Here is a 23,402-nt window from a genome sequence, read left to right as displayed (position 1 = left end):
TCCGCTTGATAGCCATGAATAGTGCAGGGGATGGGGGACTCTTCACTCGTCGTCTGGATTGACCATGTGATCATCGCCTGCATCGCCCAGCAGGAGGCGCTCGATCAGGGTGATCAGGGCCAGCAGGAGGGCGGTCAGCAGGATGATGACCAAGGTGGCCGAAAAGATCAGCGGTGTTCTGAAGGAATTGAAGGCCGACTGCAGCCATATGCCCAGGCCGTTTCTGGCGCCCAGATACTCTGAGGTGGCCGCTGTGGCGAAGACATAGGCGGCGCTGATGCGCAGGCCGCCGAAGATCTGTCCTGCGGCCACCCGAAGCTTGACGTGCCAGAGGGTCCAGGTCCGAGTCGCCCCGCAGTTCAGGGCCACGTCCTGATAGAAGTGGGGCACGGACTTGAGGCCCCGGTAGGTCTGGACCACGATGGGGAAGAGGGCGAAGACAGCCACGATGACTACCTTGCCCAGTGGCTCGAATCCGAACCAGATCACGAACAGGGGGGCGATGGTGATCAGCGGGATCATCTGAGCGCCGGCGATCAGAGGGTAGAGGGCATCATGCAGGGTGCGCCAGCTGTAGAGTGCCAGACCGATCACTATCCCCAGGACCGAGGCCAGGAGGAAGCCCAGCAGACCCTCAAGGGCGGTGATGGCGGTGGCGGGCAGCAGATCCTCTCGGGACTGCACTGTGGCAACCAGGATTCGACTGGGTGCCGGCAGGGCCTGTTCGCTGACTCCGCCCAGGCGGGCTGCCAGCTCCCAGATGATCAAGAGCGCCAGCAGGGTGAGGGTCGGAGGCAGCGCCCGGGTTCTGCTCTGCTTGCGTACCTTCATCGACCGGCTGCCTCCCGAACGTAGCGATCGGTCCACAGGTCCGTGGCCTGAGGAGCCTTGTTGGGATCGCCCTTCTTAGCGTCCCGGTAAGTGCCAGCCTTGAACTGAAAGTCCAGATAGTCCTGGGCATCCTTGACATTGATCAGTCCGCTGATGCTCTTTTGATTTGGACTGTCAACCCAGTACCCCTCCTTGACGATGCTCTCCATGGAGCGCTTGGCCAGGGTCGGGTCGATGGCCGACCCCTTGGTCTCCTGGACCAGGATGTCCGCCGCCTGGTCGGGATGGCTCAGGGCGTAGTCGTATCCCTTCAGACAGGCCTTGACGAATGCCGTCAGGGCGCGACGGTGGCCGGCCTGCTGCAGCCAGGAATTCTTGGCCACGAAGCCCAGCTGGTCGGGGTTGCCGGGCACTCCCCAGTCGGCCTGGGTGAAGCAGTGCAGGGCCGGGCCCTTGAGCTCGCTCTCCACCCCCTCCCAGTTGGCGTAGAAACCCGCGAAGTCGCCCTTGCCGCTGGTCAGGGTGGCGAAGGTGTTGGTGCCGCTGGTCACCCGCTTGAAGTCGCCCTTGCCGCCTGCATAGCGGATCATCTGCTTGACCACGGCCGTCTGTTCGGCCGATCCGAAGCTGACGAAGGTCTTGCCGTCGAAGTCCTTGGGGGTCTGGATGTCGGTGCGCGAGGCCAGCGAGCACCAGCGCGCCACGGAATGCTGGCCTATGTTGAAGACCTGCCGAAGGTCGGCTCCCTGGGAGTTGAAGGTGGCCAGGTTGCTCAGCTTGGAGAAGCCTACGTCGGCGACCCCGTTCTGAACGGAGGTCTCGGCTCCTGCCTGGGCTGTGGGCAGGATGGTCAGCTTCAGGCCGGCCTTGTCGAAGTAGCCCAGATGCCGGGCGACATAGATGCCCACATGATTGGTGTTGGGCGTCCAATCCAGCATGAAGGACAGTTTGGAGCCGTCATCGGCCTTGTCGTCTGCCCCCTTGGCCCCGCAGGCTGCGCTCGTGGCTGCCATGCAGAGCGCAGCTGTTAGGGCGAGCGCCCGCACGATCAGGTTGTGGCCGGGAACTCTCCTGAAGCCACTGTTCCTCGACATGCTCATCACTGTCACCTTGCCTCTCCGGCACCCCTGGTGCCCATCCGCATCGGGGCCGCTACGGGAAGGTGAGGAGCCCGCGCGACGATCCGGTACGGTCTTGACCGATGGAATTCTGCGATGTGTGCCACGGCTGCTGCCACCAGCCGCGCGAACAAGACCACTCTAGTCCAAGCCTGCCGGTCCTGCCTCGCCGTGATGAAAGGTTGCATCGTATGCCTCTATACTGGAAACTCACGAGAGGTCCGTGCGGGCCGGCCGCTGTCGGTCTCGTCCGGAACAAGACAACCGATCTCGGTAGGGGTCGACGGAGGGTTCCCATGTCGGTGACCATCAGTGATGTGGCCAAGCAGGCGGGCATGTCCGTGTCCACGGTCTCCCAGGCGCTCAACGACAAGGGGCGCATTTCGCCGCCCACCAAGGACAGGGTCCGCAGGGCGGCCATGGAGCTGGGCTACATCCCCGACAGCCGGGCCCGCTCCATGCGTTCCTCGCGCTCGCATGCCGTTGGCCTGCTAGTTCCCGATATCCGCAATCCTTATTTCTCTGAGCTGGTCTACGCCGTCCAGGACCAGCTCTACTCGGCAGGCTACGCGCCCCTGATCGGCGTGTCCTCTTGCCAAGCCAGCAGGCAGGAGGACTATTACCGCATCCTTCTGTCTCGGCATATGGACGGTGTTTTGGTCGTGCCTGACGGGCCCACCTCACCCATGTTGCGCACCATGTTGGCAAGGGAATTCCCTGTGGTTTTCGTGGATCGTCCCGACCGGACCCTGCCCGGTGTCCCTTTGGTGGATTCCGATCCCGTGCCCGGCTTGGAGGCGGCCATGGACGCTCTGGCAGCCAGGGGATGCAGACGAGTGGCCTTTGTCCCGGGCCCGGAGAGCCGCTCCTATACTTTTCGCGAGCGTGAGCAGGCTTTTCTGGACTGCGTAGATGTCCGTCAGGGGCTGACAGGATTGGTGGTCCGCCAGGGGTTTGAGGATCGTCCCCGGGCGGCTGCGACCATGCGCGGCCTGCTTGGCCAAGGGGTTGACGCTGTCATCTTCGGATACTCGGCTGATGCCATCAAGGCCGTCGCCATGGAGTGGGACGGCGATCTGCGCTCGCGCGTGCCCATGGTCTCCTTCGACGACTTGGAGGTCTTTCAACTGATCAGCCCCCAGGTGTCGGTCATCTCCCAGCAGGTGGATCGCATGGGCCGTCAGGGCGTTGATATGCTCCTATCCATGATTGAGCCGGGGCGGCAGGCTCCGGAGGGCATGGGAGTGGATCGCCGTCTGCGCACCCAAACACTCTTCGTGCCAAGGGGTCTGTTGGCTTAGTAATCTCTTGCGTTCATACGTTCTCTTCTGGTCGTTTATAAAAACCTGACTGTTTGGATATTGCCGGACCGTGCCGTGTCGGGGGGGGGGTAGCTTTTTGCCCTGTGAACCAAAAGGGTTCACGACTCCACGGGATCGAGTGATTTGAAGCAGAGTCACTCTTACGCGGATGGGCGGTGTCGCCCGGGTGCGTTGAAGCACCATCAACCTTATAAGGAGATTTGCAATGAAGTGGCTCTTGGACTACTTGGGTATGTCTCGAAAACAGTTTGGTATTTTCATAGTCATTACCTTATCCACCTGTATCTATTGGTTTTCCAGCATCAAGAGTGTAATTTACGAACCCTTTCGCCAAGCTCTGGGGGTTTCTAATGCCCAGCTTGGATTTTTGCTGGGTCTCATAGGTTTCGTGCAGATATTCGGTTACGCCCTGCTGGGTTGGTTGCAGGATCTGCTGCCTATCCGCAAGCTCATCGCCGTGGATCTATGGGGTTATGGAATATTCGCCCTCATTCTCGGCCTAGTGCCCCATCTGCCATACTGGTTCCTGGTACTGGCTTTCGCGGCCTTCGGCTTTTTCGGCGATGCCATCTATTGGCCAACCATTCAGAAGTCGACTAAGAGTTTGGCCACGGAGCGGACGCAGGCTGCCGCTTTCAGTACTCAGGAATGTATCCGTTCCGCCATCGGACTGGTGCTTAATGCCTGCACCTTAGGATTGTTCACGCTCGGCGGTTCGCAGATCTTCGGTGCTCGCATCGCTATGTGCACCTATCCGGTTTGCATGATGCTCTTCTCTTTTGTCGTGCTTCGGTTTATCCCGAAGGACTTCCTGCATGAACAGGCTGGCACAGTCAAGGGCAGGGCCCATAAAAGCAACGGGGCTGCGATGGTCTTGCAGGCTATGAAACTGCCAATTGTGTGGACTACCGGCTTCGGTGCTGCTGCCACTTATTTGATCTACGTGGCTGCTAACACTTACTTCCTTCCTTTCGTCCAGGCTTCATTCAAACTATCTGATGCAGCTGCTGGTCTTTTCGGCATAGTCAATTCCGGACTTATGGGTCTGATTGCAGCGGCTTTGTCCGGTGTGCTAGCCACAAAGAGGTTTAAGACAACTCCCCAGTGGATGGCGCTGCTCTATGTCATTGTTTGCGTCATCAGCATATTGGTCATCTTTACGCCCCGGAGCTCGGGATGGATGATCCCCGTGGTTGTCCTCTGCTGCCTCGTGACTTTCATCTGTGTGGCTTTGCGCGCCGTTTACTATGCACCAATAGGTGAGTACGGGGTAGATTCAGAGATCTCGGCCACGGCCATGTCCATTGCATCCTTCATCGGGTATTGCCCGTCGTTCTTCGCTTACATGCTATTTGGAGCCATTATCGACAATTTCAACACCCAAAAGGCATACAACCTGATCTTTGGCATGCTGGCGATCTTCAGTATTTTGGGGATTCTGGTCTGCATGGTCGGCAACAGGGTCATACTTCGCAAACGCCATGCCGAGCCGCATGACGTCTCTGCCCAAGCATGAATATTTACATCCATCACAAAGGAGTATGAGCAATTATGAAATTTGAACATCTAGGGACAGCTGCAGCCGAAAGAATCCCTGGCATTTTCTGCATGTGTGATCTGTGTAAGCAGGCCAGACGCATTGGAGGCAAGGAAATTCGTACCCAGTCCCAGGCTTTGGTCGACGATGCACTCCTGCTTGATTTCCCTGGTGATACTTACTGTCATTATATTAATAATGAGAACTTTGATCTGCCGGCAATTACCCAACTCTTCATCACTCACTGGCACTCTGATCATTTTTACGGTGAAGATCTGGCTTATCGCATGGATTCATATGCTGATGACAATCCCACCCATATGGATGTCTATGGCTCTGAAACAGTCAAAGGCTTCTACGAGCGAGCTTTCTTCCTGGAAGAGCATTACGATTACGGCAAGTTGACATATCACGCTCTTCATCCTGGTGACAGTGTCACTGTGACGGCTGGGAATGGCAGGACATACACGGTATACGCTTTTGAAGCCAAGCATGGCCATCATTTCGGCGATTGTCTCTTCTATGGGCTGACAGACGGTCAAGTGGGGCTGCTGTATGCGCATGATACGGCCTACTTCTACGAATCAACCTGGAAGGATCTGGCCAAAGCTGGGCTAAAATATGACTACGTTTCCTTGGATTGCACTCATGGGTTGACTGATTTCAGTTCCGACGTCCACATGAACTTTTCTGACAATCTGCGAGTTAGGGATCGCATGGTGAAGATGGGACTGGCCGATTCGCACACTATGTTCGTGTGCAACCATTTCTCTCATCACGGCAATGCCAGTTATGAGCAAATGCAGGAGGCTGCTGTCAGAGAGGGGTTTGTCAGCTCGTACGACGGAATGGTGACGAACATCCAACCTCAAGCAGTGTAAGCGTTAGGTTTCGCAGGCGGCTCTGGCCATTTTGGACAGGGCCGCCTTTCTATGTCTGCACCCATGGAAGCTGGGGTGGAGACGATGGACGCCTTGTAGCGAGGTCTCGACAAAAGAAGTGCATACCGTGCGGAGTGTCGGGCAGCTGTGTCGTCTCTGTTGATGACCTCCTATGGCCTTTCGGCCATTTGCCGCCCTTGTCCAGACCCTGCTATTTGTGACACAGCTCACAAAACAGATAAATTACTAAATGTAGGTAACGAATCATTCTCGGACACTACATATGGTGGTCACGGCGTGATAGAGTGAGTCTTGTCAGCAAAGAATGACATCCATGTGATTCGCCGTTCCCAGCATGGAATTTGGGAACGCCAAAGCAACTGCACATGAGTAACCGTATGAATCGTATGAGGAGTGACGATGGATACTGAGGTCATGACCGATAGCGTGAAGGAGCGTGGCATTTCGGATCGCGATGCTGTCGATGGCATTCTGGTCGAGAAGCGCGACGGCCGGATCGTCGATTTTGATCCCGTCAACATTATGAATGCCATCGAAGCCGCCTTCAAGGATGTCAAGCACGAGGTCAGCCCTGAGGATCGCCAGCAGATTCGGGACATGGCCCTGACCGTCCAGTCTGAGATTACCGATCGCTACACCAATCCGGTCAAGATCGAGGACATCCAGACCCTGGTCGAGCATGCCCTGGTCAATGCCCATCTTTACGAGATCGCTCGCTCCTATACCTCCTACCGTCTCGACCGTGACATTCAGCGGGCCAAGGCCACTGATGTCAACGAGGCTGTCCACCGTCTGACCAGCAAGGACGAGACCCTGGTGCGCGAGAACGCCAACAAGGACGCCAACGTCTACGCCACTCAGCGCGACCTGCTGGCCGGAGCGGTCTCCAAGGCCTCGGCCTTCGCCATGCTGCCCAAGGATGTCTCCAACGCCCATATGAAGGGTGACATCCACTTCCATGACGCGGACTATTCGCCCTTTACGGCTGAGACCAACTGCTCCCTGCCTGACTTCGGCGATATGCTGGCCCACGGTTTCGAGCTGGGCAATGCCATGATGGACTCGCCCAAGTCCATCGGCACGGCTGCCACGCAGATCACCCAGATCATCAAGGACATCGCCGGCTCCCAGTACGGCGGCCAGACCGTCAACCGTTGCGATGAGATGCTGGACAAGTACGCGCGTCTGGACTACAAGAAGAACTATTCCATGGCTGAGGCCGTCCTGCCGGACGAGGAGCCCATCGATGTGGCCAAGGATGTCGTCCGCGGCCTCAAGGCTCGGGAGGCTGACTGGCTCCACCTGGACGATCGTGCTCCCATCGGCGAGGATGCCCCCTTCGATCTGGACGCTCCCCAGATTGTTCGGCTGCGTCAGGTCTATGCCAAGATCCTGACCCGCAAGAACATCTATGATGCCATGCAGACCATGGAGTACCAGATCAACTCCAACCGTGTCAGCAATGGCCAGACCCCCTTTGTTACCGTGGGCTTCGGCCTGGGCACCTCGTGGTTCGCCCGCGAGATTCAGCGCGCCATCTTCCTGATTCGCATCCGTGGTCTTGGCAAGGACCGCCACACGGCCATCTTCCCCAAGCTGGTCTTCACCATCAAGCATGGGCTGAACGCCGACGAGGGTGATCCCAACTATGACATGAAGCAGCTGGCCCTGGAGTGCTCCACCAAGCGTATGTACCCCGATGTGGTCTTCTACGAGAACCTGGTCAAGATCACCGGCTCCTTCAAGGCCCCCATGGGCTGCCGCTCCTTCCTGCAGGCCTGGACCAACCCGGAGACCGGGGAGGACGAAGAGGACGGCCGTATGAATCTGGGCGTCGTCACCGTCAACATCCCGCGTATCGCCCTGGAATCCCGTGGCGACAAGGATCGTTTCTGGAAGATCTTCGACCAGCGCATGGAGGTGGCCCATCACGCTCTGCAGTTCCGCATCATGCGCTGCAAGCAGGCCACGCCCATCAACGCCCCGACCCTCTACCAATACGGCGCCTTCGGCAGGCTGAAGCCGACTGACAGCGTGGACACCCTCTTCCGCAACAGCCGCTCCACTGTTTCCTTGGGCTACATTGGCCTTTATGAGGCCACCAGCGTTTTCTACGGCAAGGACTGGATGAAGGACCACTCCTGGGATCCGGAAGGCAAGGAATTCGCCCTGAGCATCGTGCGCCGGATGAATCAGCTCTGCAAGCAGTGGGAGAAGGCCGAGGGATACCACTACTCGGTCTACTCCACTCCGGCCGAGTCGCTGACCGACCGCTTCGCCAGGATGGACAAGGAGAAGTTCGGCGTAGTCGATGGCGTGACCGACCACGACTTCTACACCAACAGCTTCCACTACCCGGTCTGGCTGCGGCCCACGCCCATGGAGAAGCTCAGCTACGAGCGGGACTTCCCCTACCTGGCCTCGGGCGGGTTCATCAACTACTGCGAGTTCCCATCCATGCAGCAGAACCCCAAGGCCCTGGAAGCGGTCTGGGACTACGCCTACGACATCGGCATCGGTTACCTGGGCACCAACACGCCTATCGACCACTGCTTCGTCTGCGGCTACGAGGGCGACTTCGAGCCCACCGAGGAGGGCTTCAAGTGCCCCGAGTGCGGCAACGACGACCCTGACAAGTGCAACGTGACCAAGCGCACCTGCGGCTACCTGGGCAACCCCGTCCAGCGGCCCATGGTTCACGGCAGGCACGAGGAGATCGCCCACCGCGTCAAGCACATGGAGGGCGAGACCGGCCACGTGGTCCTCAAGGATGGATCCACCAAGGAGTGGTTCGACGACAAGGCCGAATAAGCTCTGACGAATAAGCTCTGACAAGACACAGTTGATGGCGGGCCAAGTAGTTTGCGGCCCGCCATTGTCATGAGGAGGACCAGATGACGGACAAACAGGCAGTCATGAGAAAGACGGGCGGCCACCGTGACTTCGCAGCTGATGAGCAGGGGCGCGGTCCGGGGGTTCCCTCTGCACTGACCAACAATCCCAAGGCCGGCCAGTGGGACGGTCGCCGGCTCAGTCGGGGAATCGTGGCGGACTACAAGCGTCTGGTCATGACCGACGGCGAGGGGATCCGCTGCTCCCTCTACGTCAGCGGATGCCCCTTCCGCTGCCAGGGGTGCTACAACGCCTCCATATGGGACTTCGGCGCCGGGCACCCCTATACCCAGCAGCTTGAAGACCGCATCATCAAGGATCTGTCGCTGTCCTATGTGCAGGGCATCACCTACCTGGGCGGGGAGCCCCTGCTCAACACCCCCATGCTGCTGGGCCTTTCGGAGCGGATTCGGCGCGAGTTCGGCCACGAGAAGGATATCTGGTGCTGGACCGGCTACACCTGGGAGGAGCTGAACCGGCCGGGGGAGACCCCGGACAAGGCCCAGCTGATCTCCTACCTTGACGTGCTGGTGGACGGACGCTACTTGGAGAATCGGAAGAACAGCCTGCTCCAGTTCCGAGGCTCGGACAACCAGCGGATCATCGACGTGCCACGGTCCTTGGAGCAGGGCCAGGTGGTCATCTGGCCCAAGCTGCACGACCAGACCAGGTTCATTCCCGAGACCTACAGCAAGGACCGTCAGCAGGAGCAGCAGCGGGGCTGATACCGGCTCCTGCTCTGAATTGGTCTACGTCGCCTTGCCGGGGCACAATGGGTGTCATGACTGATGAGCATGATCACGACGCTAAACCCGACCTGCCTAAGGATCTGAGGGTCCGTTTCTGCCCTTCGCCGACCGGCACTCCGCATGTGGGCATGGTCCGCACGGCCCTCTTCAACTGGGCCCAGGCCAGGCACTCGCATGGCACCTTCGTCTTCCGCATCGAGGACACCGATGCCCAGCGCGACAGCGAGGAGAGCTACCAGCAGATTCTGGAGGCCCTCAAGTGGCTGGGTCTGGACTGGGACGAGGGTGTGGAGGTTGGCGGACCGGATGGCCCCTACCGGCAGTCCGAGCGTGGCGACATATACCGCGATGTAGCCCGGCAGTTGCTGGATGCCGGCTACGCCTACGAGTCCTACTCCACCGCCGAGGAGATCAAGGAGCGCAACCTGGCCGCCGGCCGTCCTGCCGCTTTCGGCTACGACGGCTACGACCGCGATCTGAGCGAGGAGCAGCGTCAGGCCTTCCGCGATCAGGGCCGGCGACCAGCCCTGCGCATCTGCATGCCCGACGAGGACATTGCCTTTGACGACCTGATTCGCGGACACATCGAGTTCAAGGCCGGGTCCGTGCCCGACTATGTGATTGTGCGCCCCAACGGCGATCCCCTTTACACGCTGACCAACCCAGTGGATGATGCCCTGATGCACATCAACGTGGTCCTGCGCGGCGAGGATCTGCTCAGCTCCACCCCCCGGCAGATCGTCCTTTACCGCTATTTGATGAAGCTAGGCATCGCTCGGGCCATGCCCCTGTTCGGACACCTGCCCTACGTCATGGGCCAGGGCAAGAAGAAGCTGTCCAAGCGCGACCCCGAGTCCAACCTCTTCCTGCACCGGGAACACGGCTTCATTCCAGAGGGCCTGCTCAACTATCTGGCTCTACTGGGCTGGTCCATCGGCCCCGACCGGGATGTCTTCTCCATGGATGAGATGGTTGAGCACTTCGACATCCGCGACGTCAAGGCCAATCCAGCCCACTTCGACATCGATAAGGCCGTGGCCATCAACGCCGAGCACATCCGCATGCTGGAGCCGCAGGACTTCCTGGACCGGTCCCTGCCTTATCTCAAGCGCGACGGGCTGGTGAGTGCCGAGCGCTGGCAGGATCTGAGCGATCGTGAACAGCGAATTCTGACCGCGGCCGCTCCCTTGGTTCAGCCTCGAGTGCGTCTGCTGGGCGAGGTCTCCGGCATGGTAGGCAGTCTGCTCAGCCAGGAGGAGTACCTGGAACCCGAGCCGGATGCCCGAAAACAGCTCAAGGACTCCGCTGGACAGGTTCTGGACCTGGCCATTGCCGCCCTGCAGGATGTGCCAGACCAGGACTGGAAGACCGATCACCTGCACGACCTGCTCACTCAGGCGCTGGTGGATGAGGGCGGCTACAAGCCCCGTCTGGCCTTCGGCCCGGTCAGGGTGGCGGTCTCGGGAAGGCGGGTCTCACCGCCCCTGTTTGAGTCCTTGGAGATCCTGGGCAAGGGCACAACACTCCGAAGGATGGCCAACTTGCGCCAAAACCTCTGAGCGGGTATATTTCTTTTTTGTTGTGCTACTGACCTGCTGAACCGGGTTCGTACGCGGCGAAAAGTGAAGCCCCCGTCGTCTAGCGGTCTAGGACTACGCCCTCTCACGGCGCCAACACCGGTCCAAATCCGGTCGGGGGTACGACATGTGGCAATCGTCCAAGCGATTGTCGCACAGCCAATTGGGGTATGGTGTAATTGGCAACACAGGTGATTCTGGTTCATCCATTCTTGGTTCGAGTCCAGGTACCCCAGCGATAGAGACATGAAGTCCCAAGGAGCGGAATACCGACACGGTGTTCCGCTCTTCTTATTTACGCATTACCATGGATTCTAGGGATGCTTCTGGTTTGCAAGGCGGCGGTCGGAGGCGTCCACCAGAGTTGCCCACGGTGTGAGCAAGCAAACAAAAAGAGGAGGCCCGGCAGACTGCTATGTCAGAGTTTCCGATGATGGAATCTGATACTTTGAGCATAGAAGCTTGAGTGAGGAACCCAATCATCGGCTGATCGGGCTACATCACCCGGTATATGAATCATTGTACGATTTTTTCGATAAAGGTGTGTGATTATGACGACAATCATGGTGTTGGGAGCTGGATATGCGGGTCTTCGCGTGGTCAAGAAGCTGGCTCATGCAAAGACCGATGCCCATATAGTCCTGGTCAATCAGAACGAGTACCACTACGAGTCCACCCAGCTGCACCAGGTGGCGGCAGGAACCAAGGAGCCGGCGGATGTGGTCTTCGACCTACGCAAGTCCCTTCCTGATTCGGTGGAGCTGATTATTGACAAGGTGGTTGGCATCGATCAGGACAACCGCAAGGTCAGCCTGGAGCATCACGATCCTCTGTCCTATGATTACCTGGTCAACGCCCTGGGCTTCGAGTCCGAAACCTTCGGCATCAAGGGTGCCGAAGAGTACGGATGGCCGCTCGTTGACGTGGACACCGCCTTGGCGGCCCGCAAGAAGCTGGAACAGACGCTGGCCCGCTACCAGACCAGCCATGATCCGCTGGATCTGAGCATCGTGGTCTGCGGCGCTGGCTTCACCAGCATCGAGTACCTGGGCGAGTTGGTCTACCGTCTGCCTCAGCTCTCAAAGCGCCTGGGCTTCCCCATGGATCAGGTCAAGGTGGACTGCATAGAGGCTTCGCCCAAGATTCTGCCTATGTTCAGCAAGGACCTGGTCGACTGGGCTGTGGATTACCTGCGCAAGCGGGGAGTCAACTTCCACACCTCGACCCCCATTACCGAGGTCAGGCAGGATGCTGTGGTCTCCAATGACCAGGAGTTCAAGGCCCATACAATCATTTGGACAACGGGTGTGCGTGGTAGCCACGTTATTGCCGATTCCGGGTATAATCAGAAGCGTAACCGTGTAGTGGTCAGGGATGACCTGTCGGTGGAGCAGCATCCAGAGGAATTCCTGGTGGGTGATGTCAGCGCCGTTCCCGACCCCCAATCGGGTCGGCTCTATCCAACCACTGCACAGATTTCGATGGCCCAGGCTGATACCGCGGCCGCGAATGTCCTCGCCAGAATGCGGGGGCAGGAGCCCCAGCGGTTCACCTTCCGAAGCCTGGGGACCGTGTGCTCTCTCGGTCCTCACGATGGGGTTGCCGAAATCGACCGTATGGGCACGCTGAAGCTCAAGGGCAAGGTGGTCTCGGTCCTGAAGTGGATCGTGAACGAGCGGTCGGTCCTGGAATTGGCTGACGTGCGTACCATGTTGGAGAGCAACTGAACCAGCGTCTCAAGGGACGTAAAGGGCTAGACGACGAGGGAGAGGAGGACGAACATGATTCAGGTCATGTGGAAGCGGCGCATGTTCGTCCCGTCCCAGCCTCGGATTGGATCGTTCTGGGCGACGATGGCCATCGGCCCTGCGTCCATCGACATCATTGACTACCTCCTGCTCCTCCTCATTCTGGCGAAGACCGTGGCCGACTGTGGCCTCCGCCAGAATGTTGGAGGCCCCCGTGCCCGTGCGCGGATCGGCAGGAGCGAGAGGAGAGTGGCATTAGCATGAGTTTTCTACAAGGTTTGTGGTTCTTTGTCATCGGCCTGCTTTTTGCAGGATTCCTTCTGCTTGAAGGATTCGACTTTGGCGTTGGCATGGCTACCAGGTTCGTGGCCCGCGATGGTGATGAGCGCGCCACCTTCATGAGGGCTATTGGCCCCCACTGGGATGGCAACGAGGTCTGGCTGATCACCGCCGGCGGCGCTATGTTTGCTGCTTTCCCACTCTGGTACGCCTCCCTCTTCTCCGGGTATTACCTCCTGCTCTTCCTGGTGCTGGTCTCCCTGATCCTGCGCGGCGTCTCTTTCGAGTTCGCCTCCCATGCGCTGACCAGCCGTGAGCGTGGTGTCTGGCAGTGGGCTAACTTCATCGGCTCGCTCTTTGCGCCATTCTTCCTGGGCATGATGCTGACCAGCCTGATCCAGGGCATTCCCATGGATAAGAACGGCGATGCGTGGCCCGGATTCTTCGACGTGTTCAACTGGCTGTCTGTGGTCGGCGGCATCGCTGTCGTCTTCTTCAGCTTCGTTCATGGCCTGCACTTCCTGAGCCTGAAGATGGGGGTCATGGATTCCCGTCGGATGCTCAACGTCAGCCAGAAGGCTTACTGGATCGCCTATCCGGCTCTGGTCGTCTTCGTGCTCCTGGCCATCTTCAATACCGACTTCTACAAGGCGCGTCCCCTGTCCACCTGGCTGATCACCGTAATTATCCTGGCCTCGGTTATTGGAGGTCACGTTGCCGTTTTCAAGAAGCATGGCGGCTACGCTTTCACCTGCTCGGGCATCACCCTGATGGCCATCATCGCCTTTATCTTCAACGGGCTCTTCCCGCGGGTGATGATCGCTGATGATCCGGCCCACAGCCTGCTGATTCAGGATGCTTCGGCTTCGCCGCTGACCATGAAGATCATGACTGTGGTGCTTTGCATCTTCCTGCCCATCATGCTGGCCTACTTCATCTGGAGCTACTTCATCCAGCGCAAGCGACTGGACACCGATGGTGCCCATCTGGCCTCTCCTGTGGCCCCTTCGGCCACTGTGGCTGAGACCGTCTGAAAGTTAAAGGAGGCAGGGGGGCAGTGCTGGCAGGACCGGAGCGCATCCGGAGGATAATGCATTGATTGACAAAAATCTCTTCCGTTTCGACGGAGTCCGGTCCACATTGGGTCTGCTGGCCGCACTGTCCCTGGTCCAGGGAATAGGCGTGGTGGTTCAGGCCTATGGGTTGACCCTGGCTCTGGTACGTATTTGGCACCTTCAGAACCTCAAGGTGCTGGTGGTGCCGGTACTGATCTTTCTGGCCGCCTACACCTGTCGACAGCTCTGCGATGTGGCCAAGGATCGTTTTGCCACTGACCGTGCCGACGCCATCGTAGCCGAACTTCGGCCCCGTATTCAGGACAAGGTCTTCTCGCTGGGGCCGTCGGCTCTGGCCCGGCGTGGCACGGGCTCGGCCGTCACCATGCTGGTGGATGGGCTTGACCAGGTGCGTACCTACGTGCTGACGGTCCTGCCAAAGATGATGGATCTCATCTTCATCCCATTGATTGTCTTGGTTGTGGTCTGGACCCAGGATGCAGGTTCCGGGCTCATCCTCCTGCTCATGTTGCCCCTGCTTATCTTCTTCATGGTCATCCTGGGCCTGGCAGCCAGGGATCGTTCCAGTCGGCAGTACGCTCAGTTCCGCAAGCTCAACACCAGGTTCATGGATACGGTCCTGGGCCTGCCGACCCTGAAGATGCTGGGCATTGACAAGGAGTACGAGGACGAGATCTATTCGGTCTCGGACCGCTTCCGCAAGAGGACCATGAGCGTTATCAGGGTGGCCATGACCTCCACATTTGCTCTGGACTTCTTTGCCACCTTGGCCATCGCCATCATGGCCGTCTTCCTGGGCAACAATCTGATCAATGCCAAGGTGGAGCTCTTTCCAGCCCTCCTGGCCCTGATTCTGGCCCCTGAATACTTCATGCCCATCCGCCAGTTCGGAGACGACTTCCACGCCACGCTGAACGGCAAGAACGCCTTGGACGATATTGCGGATATGCTGGCGCAACCAGAGCCCAAGCGCTTGGAGGAACTGGACTGGTCCGGGTGGAAGGAGGACAGCCACCTGCGCCTGGAAGGAATAGACTTCGCCTATCCTGGCCCCAAGCCGGTAGAGAGCAACGCTTCAGCCGGGGCGCAGATGGATGCCATGGCCAAGTCCGAGAGCCAAAAGTCCGGCAAGAAGGGCAGCAAGCGCAAGTCTTCCAAGGCTCATGACGGTAATGGGGAAGCGGCCTCGGCTGAGGTCGGTTCCACGGCATCGCAGGGAACTGGAGACGAGGCAGCTGTGGATTCGCAGGAACAGCCTCTGGCACTGAGCGGCCTGGACTTCAACCTCAATGGTTTTTCCAAGGTGGCCATTGTCGGTCGTTCTGGAGCCGGCAAGTCCACGTTGATGGATCTGCTGGCCGGCTTTGACCAGCCCAAGGCAGGCACCATCGACCTGGATGGTCATCAGCTGGAGCATTGCAACGTGGCTGCCTGGCAGCGACACATCAGCTACATTCCGCAGAACCCCTTCATCTTCCACGGCACAGTGGCCGACAACATCCGCTTCTACAAGCAGGATGCAGACGATGCCGCCGTGGCCCGTGCAGCCGACCGAGCCGGATTGACTGACTGGCTGCAAACATTGTCTGACGGTCTGGATACCCGGATTGGAGAGGGCAACCGAGGCATCAGCGGCGGCCAGGCCCAGCGAATTGCCCTGGCCAGGGGGATCCTTGACCCCTCACGCGAGATTCTGTTCTTTGACGAGCCCACAGCCCACCTGGACATCGAGACCGAATACGACCTGAAGCAGACCCTGCTGCCCATCATGGACGGGCACCTGGTTGTCCTGGCCACCCACCGGCTGCACTGGCTGGCCAACATGGACTGGGTGATCATGCTGGAGCATGGACGAATTGTCGCCCAGGGCGATCCGCGCAAGCTGATTGGTCAAGGCGGACCCTTGGATGCGCTGATCGATGAGATGGGAGGGAACCAGATTGCCGACTACCAGCAGGACTGAAACCGCCGGAAGAAATGGCACAGGATCGTCGAAGACCTCCCGCCGCGGCCGCGGGCTGTCAGGCTACATGCATATCTGGCACCGGGACCATTGGTTCTGGCCCTACCTGCGTGAGAACAAGGGGCTGCTTGCCCTGATCTTCTTCCTGGGGACCATCACCTTCGTGTGCGCGGCTGGGCTGATGTTCACATCGGGATTCCTGATCAGCAGGTCGGCCCGCCATCCCTTCAACATCTTCGCCGTATACGTGCCGGTGGTCCTGACCAGGGCCTTCGGCATCGGACGACCCACATTCAAGTACATGGAGCGCATCAAGAGCCATGACTGGGTGCTCCGGGTGGTTTCCAAGCTGCGGGTTCAGCTCTACCGCACCCTCTCGCAGGATGCGGCCTTCCTGAACGAGCATGAGCGCACAGGCACGGTCCTGGGCATGCTCTCGGACGACCTGGACCATCTGGAGAACTTCTACCTGCGCACCATCTTCCCCACGGTCGTAGCCTACATGATGTGGGTGGTGGTGACCATCGCCGTAGGCGTCTTCTCCTGGCTGACCTCGCTCCTGCTCTTCCTGCTTTTCGCCCTGATCCTGATCCTGATCCCGCTGGTCTCGCTGGCTTATTCAGACGGGCGTTACGACATGGAGAAGGCACGGCGGCAGGATCAATACACTGCAGTGACCGAGAGCTACATGGGCCTGGGGGATTGGGTGATTACCCGCCGTCGGCGGCGCTTCGTGGACACGGCGTCCGGTGACTTCAACGACATCGCCACCGGCCGCAAAGAGCAGAAGCGGTTTGAACGCTGGCGCAACTGCGGCATCCAGATGATTTTCGCCCTCATGGTGGTGGCTCTGATTGTTGGAGCGGATCTGCGTATGACCAGCTCCACCTCCATTGCGGACTTCGCGGCAGCCGTGGTCCTGGCGGTTTTCCCTCTGGTCGACTGCTTCATCGTGGTCTCCCAGGCCGTGGCCGAGGTTCCCCTCTACACAGACTCGCTGGACCACCTGAATGATCTGACCGAGCGGGTCGAGTCCCGGCGAATTGAGCCGAGCGCCCAGACCAGGCTGGAGGGGCCGATCAAGTCAATCGTCTTCGACCATGTCAGCTTCTCCTATGGTCCTGATGACCCCCTGCTGCTGGACGACTTCAGCCTGCGAATCGAAGGTGGGCAGCGCGTGGCCCTGCTCGGTCCCAGCGGCGAGGGCAAGACGACGGTCCTTCAGCTGCTCCTGGGCGACCTGCGCCCCACCAGTGGCCGCATCCTGATCAATGGAATACCGGTCGATGCCTTGCAGAATCAGCGTCCTGAGCTCTTTGGCTACCTGAACCAGCAGGCCTTCCTCTTCAACACCACCATCGCCTCCAACGTGCGTCTGGGCGCTCCCCAGGCCGATGATGATCAGGTTCGCCAGGCTCTGAAGGCTGTACAGCTGGATCAGGTCGTAGATGACATGCCCCAGGGAATCGACACGCCGGTGGATGAGGCTGGCGGCCGTCTTTCAGGCGGGCAGCGCCAGCGTCTGGCCCTGGCCAGGATTGTGCTCAAGCGCACGCCGATCATTCTTCTGGACGAGCCAACCATCGGTCTGGATCCCATAACCGAGCGGCGGCTCATGGCCATGATCTTCAAGGTCAGCCAGGATCGCACCCTTCTTTGGGTGACCCACCACCTCCAGGGGCTGGAGGAGGCCGACCAGGTCATCTTTATGCAGGATGGTCATATAGCCATGCAGGGTCGACCTGTTGATTTGTACCATGAGAACGCCCGTTTCCGTGAACTTTATCGCATGGATGTCTCGGACGTGGACAATGGTGCCGGTCAAGGGATATACTTACAGAAGCAGTCAGATTCAGATGGACGGAACCCTGTTGAATGACCATCAGGCTGTTTCCCGAGCAATGAATTTTGCACGGTTGTCGGGTCGCCGATCTTGTCGGATGGCTTCCCGGCCGGTCACCGTGCGCCGTCGGTTCATGGACTGGACGGAAAGGAAACCGGAGCCCGTGGAAGCGACCAGGTCGCGAAGTCGGGGAGAGCTGAAAGGTTCTTGTGGGCACAAGCCTGGTCATATCTGAATCCGTCCGGATTCGACCCGTGTACCCGCGCCCGACGAACCCTGCAGAGATTGGGAGGAACGATGTTCACTGTATTGGGATTGTCTAGATTCCAGTTCGCCATGACGACGATATTCCACTTCTTCTATGTCCCTATGACCATCGGTCTGGCCCTGGCGGTCGCCATCATGGAGACTACCTATGTGGTGACCAAGAAGGATGTCTACAAGAAGATGACCATGTTCTGGTCCAAGATCTTCCTGCTCTCTTTCGCGGTCGGCGTGGTTACGGGCATCATCCAGGAGTTCCAGTTCGGCATGAACTGGTCAAACTACTCCAGGTTCATGGGTGACATCTTCGGCGCCCCCCTGGCCATCGAGGCCCTGCTGGCCTTCTTCCTGGAGTCCACTTTCATCGGCGTGTGGATGTTCACTTGGAATAGGTTCAAGCCGGCCGTGCATGTGATCTTCATCTGGCTGACCTTCCTGGGTTCCTCCATGTCGGCCATCTGGATTCTGGCTGCCAACAGCTTCATGCAACACCCGGTTGGTTTCGAGATCAACCAGGCCACCGGTCATGTGCGGTTGCGCAGCTTCGGTGATGTCATGTCCAATCCCCAGCTGTGGATCGAGTTCCCCCACGTCTTCTTCGCCGCCGTCTGCACAGGGGCCTTCGTAGTCATGGGCTGCAGCGCCTTCAGCCTGCTGAGAATGCACATGGGGAACAAGGATCAGGCCGTGGCTGCTGTCGAGGCCGACTCCGAGAAGCAGGCCAAGGTCAACCTGTTCACCAAGTCCATTCGTCTGGCCGCCCTGCTCGGTCTTATCGGTTCCATCTGCGTGATCACCTACGGTGATTTGCAGGGCAAGTACATCGTGACCGATCAGCCCATGAAGCTGGCCGCCACCGAGGGCATCTACGAGGACACCGGTGATCCCGCTCCCTGGAATGCCGTGGCTCTGATCAATGAGAAGGACCATAAGATTGAAGGGTCCGTCGAGATTCCCGGAGCCATGTCACAGCTGGCTTACGGCAAGAAGACAGGCGCCGTCAAGGGCATGAACACTGTAAACAAAGAGCTGCACGAGAAGTACGATGCCAAGTATGGCAAGGACATGAACTACTACGTGCCGGTCACCACCCTATTCTGGGTCTTCCGTCTGATGGTCGGAATCGGGTTTGCCTTTGCCCTGATATCAGCATTGGTGCTCTGGTTCACACGTAAGAAGAAGAACACCCTGTTCACCACACGCTGGAAGCTCTGGATCATGGGCATCTTCACCTTCGCCCCCTTCGCTGCGACGACCAGTGGCTGGCTGGTGACTGAGCTTGGACGCTATCCATGGCTGGTTTATGGTTATCAGACCATTGCCGATGGCGTTTCACCCACCAGTACGGTGCCGAACCTGCTCTTCACCTGCATTGTCTACTTCCTGCTCTTCCTGGTTCTGGGCGGAGTCATGGTCTTCTACACCAGGAGGACCCTGCACCAGGGACCCTTCTACAAGCCGGACGACGGCAATGGACCCCAGCCTGCCAAGGTGCACGGCGCACCAGCTCGGGTGGCCCTGGCCTAATGGTCGGCTGACCTTAAACACTCCCTTCCCCTTCGGCGAATCCCCCGCTTCGGATCGTATGGTCCGGAACGGGGGATTTGCTGTCATAGGGTGTTTGTCATCAGCGGCTGCCAGCTGTGGTGAGATTCAGAAAGAGAGCAATGCCAAGCATGAAGTGGCAGATATGACGGATGTTCGGCTCGCGGCTGATAGGAGGCTGGTCTCACTCGCTCTAGCTATGCTGCGCCGGTTCCGTCGCGCCGATTCGGTCAGACCTGGGCAGTCAACTTGCTTACAATCCGCTGCAGTAAGCTGCGTATGCCCTCAGACATGGGGGAATCCTCCAGGCTGTCTGAAGCCCGCCGCAGATAGTCTTTGGCGGTTTGACGGCTGCTTTCCATCAACTGGGGATGTGCTCTAAGGTAGTCGACTACCTGTTCGGGATCGTCCTGCTGGACCAGGGCTCTGAAGTTCTCATCCTTCTGGAACCCCAGCAGAACCGGCAGAGTGTAGATTCCGTCGCGGATATCCTCCAGCTTGGGCTTGCCGGTGTCACGATCCAGATCAAAATCGTTGATGTCGTCAATGATCTGGAAGGCCATGCCTAGATTGCCGCCGAAGTCTCTGGCGGTCTGCTCCAATGCCGGGTCAGTTGGCTGGCCATCGAGGCGGATCCCGGTCAGGCAGGCCAGTCGGAAGAGGGCTGCGGTCTTGCCGGAGATGGCTCTGTCGTAATCGTCAATGGTTATGTGGGTGTGGTGGCGGTCGGACTCCTGGTAGAGCTCTCCACCTACGATCTCGCAGACCGTGCCGGCCTGTTCGCGTATAAAGCCTGTGTCAGGGGCGATGGAGGCCATGATCTCCATGTAGCGGGAGAGGATCAGATCACCTAGATAGATAGCGGCCTTGTTGCCCCGGATGGTGTGGACCGTGGGCTTGTTGCGGCGGATGGGGGCGTTGTCCAGAACGTCGTCGTGGACCAAGGTAGCTAGATGAAGCATCTCGATGGCGGCGGCGCCGGTGATGACGGTATCGTCCAAGCGTCCTTCGATCTGTGCCCCGGCCCGCGCAAAGAGAACCACCATGGCGGCGCGAATCATCTTGCCGTGGTTATCCAGCAGTCGACGGTAATCCTCCTGATAGGGCGCTACATGAGTACGTTCCTGGTGCAGGCGGTCGACAACCCGCTCAAGATCCTTGCGCAACAGGAGCTCTTGTCCTTCTGCCATGGAGGTACGCTCCCTCTATCTCGTTAAGAACCGCAACGTATCCAATATACCAAGACCGGGGCCAGGCCTGAAGATTGTCGGCCCGGTCCTTGCCGTCATCGTAATCACTGTGGTCAAGCTAACATCAGGGTGCCGGCCTGCGGTGGTGACGTTGCGGCCTGAATCCGATTCGTAAGAGGACTGCATACATCGGCCTAGAGGCGAAGTCGGGTGAAGTAGGCTGGATGTATGAGTCAGCATTACCACGCGGATCAGGTCTCCCCACAAGGCGGCGGGGGAGAGCATGATCGACCGCTGTCCGTTTCGGCCCGGCTGGGGCGACTTCAGTTCCATTACTCAGGCAAGTTCAGACTCCTGCAGCTGGCCGACGTCCAGGAAGGCCCCAAGGTCTCTCCGGACACAATCAGGCTGATAGGCGCGGCTTGCGATGCGGCAAAGCCCGATCTGGTGGTCTTCTCAGGCAACCAGGTAGCCGGTTACGACACGGCCTACGAGCGCACCTTCCGCAAGAGGCGCTGGAGCACTCCCCTGGACGGCATCTATTCTGCTGGTCTGAGCATGGGCGGCGCCTTGGGGCTTGGGGGAGCCTCTCTGAAGCGCTCTGCCAAGTCCCAGGATGGCCAGGCTGCTGCGGATCGCCGGGAACCAGACCGCAGGGATGCCGAGCGTGTACGCCAGCAGAACATCAAGCACACTGAGGATCTGGTTCGCAGAACCGTTGGTCTGATCACCGGCCCGCTGGTTGAACGCGGGATTCCCTTCGTCGTCACCTATGGCAACCACGACTTCCAGTGTGGGCTGGACACCGACCAGATGGACGCCATCTATCGGGAGGTGCCTGGTTGCCTGAACCCGGAGGCCACGGTCGCCCATCCTGATCGAGTCCATGCGCTGATCGGGTCGGCCCTGCCCTCCCAGACGGCTTTCGTCTGCGCTCCGGGCACCTTCGCGCTGCCTGTGGCGGATTGCGACGGTCACGGGGTGGTCATGGGCCTGGTCCTGCTGGACTCTGGCGACTATGCCCGGGCAGGAGGCTATGGCTCACCGTCGGCGCAGGCCCTGGACTTTCTGGCGGCCGCTCCCGATCTTCTGGGTAACCGGTCCATAGTCTTCCAGCACATGCCCATTCCCCAGTTCTACGATCTGCTCAAGCCGGTGCCAGCCACCACAGCCTATGCGGTCCAGGGCTACAGAAGTTTCGACTCCCGTTGCTACATCCTGGACGAATCGCGCACCTGCCCCGGCTCCTACCTGGGCGAGGGGGTCTCCTGCCCGGATGAGGACAGCGGCGAGTATGACCTGCTGACCCGGAACCGGGGCTATTTCGCTCTCTTCGCCGGGCATGACCATCGCAATGGCTTTGTCGGCCGTAGCGGAGATCTGACGCTGGGGGCCACGCCCACATGCGGATTCGGCTCATACGGTCCGGTGCCCAGCAAGCGGGCTGCCCGGCTCTTCGAGTTCGACATCCGCCATCCCCATCATCCTCGCACTCAGCTCCTGGAGTTCGGGCAATTGGTGGGGCGGCCAGGATCCCACAAGGTCTACACCTTCGCCATGAGCCATGTGCCCACCTCCACCGGGGACGCGGTCAACCTCTTGCGTCGGCCCGGGTTCTTGGCGGGCGGCCTGACGGCTCTTGCCGGGCTGATCGCTTCCTGGGGATCCAGCAGGCGGCGGTCAGGACCAAGGCGTTAGGAATTCCCGCTCAGACCCTGCGACGGGCGGGAGATGAGGCTCGCAGCAGGGCTTCTGTCAGATATTTGCCGGCGGCCATGACCAGGGGGGCGTAGCGCCTTCCCGGCGTGGTGGACATGCGGTTGACCGGCCCGGAGATGGATATGGCGGCCATGACCTGCCCGGATCCGTTGCGGATGGGGGCCGAGATGGAACAGACGCCTTCTTCCCGCTCGTTGATGGATTCGGCCCAGCCGCGCTTGCGGACCGTGGCCAGGGTCGCTGCGTTGAACTTGGCGTGCCGCAGACCCTGATGGAGGCGCTCGGGTTCCTCCCAGGCCAGCAGAATCTGCGCTGCCGACCCGGCCTCCATGGACAGCAGGGCGCCTACGGGGATGGAGTCGCGCAGGCCCGATGCGCGTTCCACTGCGGCGATGCAGACACGGACTTCGCCTTGGCGGCGGAAAATCTGGGCTGACTCACCCGAACGGTTGAGCAGTGTATGCAGGATGGGTCCCGAGGCGGTCAGCAGTCGATCCTCGCCAGCGGCAGCGGCCAGCTCGGCGAAGCGGGAGCCCAGGACGAAGCGGCCGTGTGCATCCCGCAGCACGAAGCGGTGGCGCTCCAAGGCGATGGCCAGTCGGTGGGCTGTGGGTCGAGCCAACCCGGTGGCGTTGACCAGCTGGCCCAGGGTCATGGGCCCGGTCTCTAGGGTATCCAGAATTCGCACCGTCTTGTCCAAAACGCCGACGCCCGAATGAATCTCCTCCTGATGCATGTTCGGATCATTTGCGGAGGGATATCTGTCGTCATCGTTCATAGAAGGTGTGTCCATGGTTGAATTATGCCATCTCAGTATATGAAATGCAAAAGTTCATAACGGTTGGGC

16 protein-coding genes and 2 tRNA genes are annotated in these 23,402 nt (G+C 59.4%); 14 read left to right on the top strand and 4 right to left on the bottom strand.

Annotated elements, in window-relative coordinates:
• Positions 1-42: 42 nt before the first annotated feature.
• On the bottom strand, positions 43-831 hold the full coding sequence (locus QRX41_RS04230; protein ID WP_313838916.1) for an ABC transporter permease: 789 nt from the start codon (positions 829-831) through the stop codon (positions 43-45).
• Entirely contained in the window at positions 828-1,925 is a 1,098-nt protein-coding gene (locus QRX41_RS04225; protein WP_313837141.1) for an ABC transporter substrate-binding protein, read from the bottom strand. Before QRX41_RS04225 ends, QRX41_RS04230 begins: the two co-directional genes overlap by 4 nt.
• A gap of 320 nt (positions 1,926-2,245) precedes the next feature.
• Here QRX41_RS04225 and QRX41_RS04220 point away from each other — a divergent pair, with 320 nt between their 5' ends.
• The 13 genes from QRX41_RS04220 (at position 2,246) to QRX41_RS04160 (ending at position 19,628) form a co-directional block, all read left to right on the top strand.
• The gene (locus QRX41_RS04220) at positions 2,246-3,250 is read left to right on the top strand and encodes a LacI family DNA-binding transcriptional regulator (RefSeq protein ID WP_313838914.1); all 1,005 of its coding nucleotides are present in this window, start codon (positions 2,246-2,248) and stop codon (positions 3,248-3,250) included.
• Positions 3,251-3,476: 226 nt separating this feature from the next.
• Entirely contained in the window at positions 3,477-4,787 is a 1,311-nt protein-coding gene (locus QRX41_RS04215) for an MFS transporter (protein ID WP_313838913.1), read from the top strand.
• A gap of 35 nt (positions 4,788-4,822) precedes the next feature.
• Complete coding sequence (locus tag QRX41_RS04210) at positions 4,823-5,689, top strand: MBL fold metallo-hydrolase (RefSeq protein ID WP_267400537.1); 867 nt, start codon at positions 4,823-4,825, stop codon at positions 5,687-5,689.
• Positions 5,690-6,124: 435 nt separating this feature from the next.
• The gene (gene nrdD / locus QRX41_RS04205) at positions 6,125-8,521 is read left to right on the top strand and encodes an anaerobic ribonucleoside-triphosphate reductase (RefSeq protein WP_101431959.1); all 2,397 of its coding nucleotides are present in this window, start codon (positions 6,125-6,127) and stop codon (positions 8,519-8,521) included.
• An 83-nt stretch (positions 8,522-8,604) separates the two neighbouring features.
• Positions 8,605-9,327, top strand: a complete 723-nt coding sequence (gene nrdG / locus QRX41_RS04200) for an anaerobic ribonucleoside-triphosphate reductase activating protein (protein WP_082067536.1) — start codon at positions 8,605-8,607, stop codon at positions 9,325-9,327.
• Between the two features lie 56 nt (positions 9,328-9,383).
• A complete protein-coding gene (gltX, locus tag QRX41_RS04195; RefSeq protein ID WP_313838909.1) occupies positions 9,384-10,910 on the top strand; it encodes a glutamate--tRNA ligase in 1,527 nt (508 codons plus the stop codon).
• A 68-nt stretch (positions 10,911-10,978) separates the two neighbouring features.
• Positions 10,979-11,051, top strand: a tRNA-Glu gene (locus QRX41_RS04190).
• A gap of 41 nt (positions 11,052-11,092) precedes the next feature.
• Positions 11,093-11,164 (top strand) — tRNA-Gln (locus QRX41_RS04185).
• 315 nt (positions 11,165-11,479) lie between these two features.
• Positions 11,480-12,655 (top strand): NAD(P)/FAD-dependent oxidoreductase, encoded by a 1,176-nt coding sequence (locus tag QRX41_RS04180; RefSeq protein WP_198189636.1) that lies wholly within the window; start codon positions 11,480-11,482, stop codon positions 12,653-12,655.
• Between the two features lie 281 nt (positions 12,656-12,936).
• Positions 12,937-13,989: a cytochrome d ubiquinol oxidase subunit II gene (gene cydB / locus QRX41_RS04175; protein ID WP_313838907.1), complete on the top strand. Its 1,053-nt coding sequence runs from the start codon at positions 12,937-12,939 to the stop codon at positions 13,987-13,989.
• Positions 13,990-14,050: 61 nt separating this feature from the next.
• Positions 14,051-15,994: an ABC transporter ATP-binding protein/permease gene (locus QRX41_RS04170; protein ID WP_313838905.1), complete on the top strand. Its 1,944-nt coding sequence runs from the start codon at positions 14,051-14,053 to the stop codon at positions 15,992-15,994.
• Complete coding sequence (gene cydC, locus QRX41_RS04165; protein WP_313838903.1) at positions 15,972-17,873, top strand: thiol reductant ABC exporter subunit CydC; 1,902 nt, start codon at positions 15,972-15,974, stop codon at positions 17,871-17,873. Before QRX41_RS04170 ends, cydC begins: the two co-directional genes overlap by 23 nt.
• A gap of 261 nt (positions 17,874-18,134) precedes the next feature.
• Complete coding sequence (locus QRX41_RS04160; protein WP_045923926.1) at positions 18,135-19,628, top strand: cytochrome ubiquinol oxidase subunit I; 1,494 nt, start codon at positions 18,135-18,137, stop codon at positions 19,626-19,628.
• A 248-nt stretch (positions 19,629-19,876) separates the two neighbouring features.
• Here the strand turns inward: QRX41_RS04160 and QRX41_RS04155 are convergent, their stop codons facing one another.
• Positions 19,877-20,836 carry a polyprenyl synthetase family protein gene (locus QRX41_RS04155; protein ID WP_313838901.1) on the bottom strand — a complete coding sequence of 320 codons (960 nt, stop codon included), beginning with the start codon at positions 20,834-20,836 and terminating at the stop codon, positions 19,877-19,879.
• A gap of 228 nt (positions 20,837-21,064) precedes the next feature.
• On the opposite strand from QRX41_RS04155, the gene QRX41_RS04150 reads away from it, so the two are divergent.
• Positions 21,065-22,534 (top strand): metallophosphoesterase family protein, encoded by a 1,470-nt coding sequence (locus tag QRX41_RS04150; protein ID WP_024627602.1) that lies wholly within the window; start codon positions 21,065-21,067, stop codon positions 22,532-22,534.
• 10 nt (positions 22,535-22,544) lie between these two features.
• Here the strand turns inward: QRX41_RS04150 and QRX41_RS04145 are convergent, their stop codons facing one another.
• Positions 22,545-23,291 (bottom strand): IclR family transcriptional regulator, encoded by a 747-nt coding sequence (locus QRX41_RS04145; protein WP_172636696.1) that lies wholly within the window; start codon positions 23,289-23,291, stop codon positions 22,545-22,547.
• Positions 23,292-23,402 lie beyond the last annotated feature (111 nt).

The organism is Bifidobacterium kimbladii (assembly GCF_032193675.1).
GTDB lineage: Bacteria > Actinomycetota > Actinomycetes > Actinomycetales > Bifidobacteriaceae > Bombiscardovia > Bombiscardovia kimbladii.
This window is presented reverse-complemented; position numbering and strand designations above follow the sequence as displayed.

Excerpts from the sequence above, each read along its gene's own strand:
- QRX41_RS04230 (WP_313838916.1), bottom strand. The coding sequence starts at position 831 with ATGAAGGTACGCAAGCAGAGCAGAACCCGGGCGCTGCCTCCGACCCTC.
- QRX41_RS04225 (WP_313837141.1), bottom strand. The coding sequence starts at position 1,925 with ATGTCGAGGAACAGTGGCTTCAGGAGAGTTCCCGGCCACAACCTGATC.
- QRX41_RS04220 (WP_313838914.1), top strand. The coding sequence starts at position 2,246 with ATGTCGGTGACCATCAGTGATGTGGCCAAGCAGGCGGGCATGTCCGTG.
- QRX41_RS04215 (WP_313838913.1), top strand. The coding sequence starts at position 3,477 with ATGAAGTGGCTCTTGGACTACTTGGGTATGTCTCGAAAACAGTTTGGT.
- QRX41_RS04210 (WP_267400537.1), top strand. The coding sequence starts at position 4,823 with ATGAAATTTGAACATCTAGGGACAGCTGCAGCCGAAAGAATCCCTGGC.
- nrdD (WP_101431959.1), top strand. The coding sequence starts at position 6,125 with ATGACCGATAGCGTGAAGGAGCGTGGCATTTCGGATCGCGATGCTGTC.
- nrdG (WP_082067536.1), top strand. The coding sequence starts at position 8,605 with ATGACGGACAAACAGGCAGTCATGAGAAAGACGGGCGGCCACCGTGAC.
- gltX (WP_313838909.1), top strand. The coding sequence starts at position 9,384 with ATGACTGATGAGCATGATCACGACGCTAAACCCGACCTGCCTAAGGAT.
- QRX41_RS04180 (WP_198189636.1), top strand. The coding sequence starts at position 11,480 with ATGACGACAATCATGGTGTTGGGAGCTGGATATGCGGGTCTTCGCGTG.
- cydB (WP_313838907.1), top strand. The coding sequence starts at position 12,937 with ATGAGTTTTCTACAAGGTTTGTGGTTCTTTGTCATCGGCCTGCTTTTT.
- QRX41_RS04160 (WP_045923926.1), top strand. The coding sequence starts at position 18,135 with ATGTTCACTGTATTGGGATTGTCTAGATTCCAGTTCGCCATGACGACG.
- QRX41_RS04155 (WP_313838901.1), bottom strand. The coding sequence starts at position 20,836 with ATGGCAGAAGGACAAGAGCTCCTGTTGCGCAAGGATCTTGAGCGGGTT.
- QRX41_RS04150 (WP_024627602.1), top strand. The coding sequence starts at position 21,065 with ATGAGTCAGCATTACCACGCGGATCAGGTCTCCCCACAAGGCGGCGGG.
- QRX41_RS04145 (WP_172636696.1), bottom strand. The coding sequence starts at position 23,291 with ATGCATCAGGAGGAGATTCATTCGGGCGTCGGCGTTTTGGACAAGACG.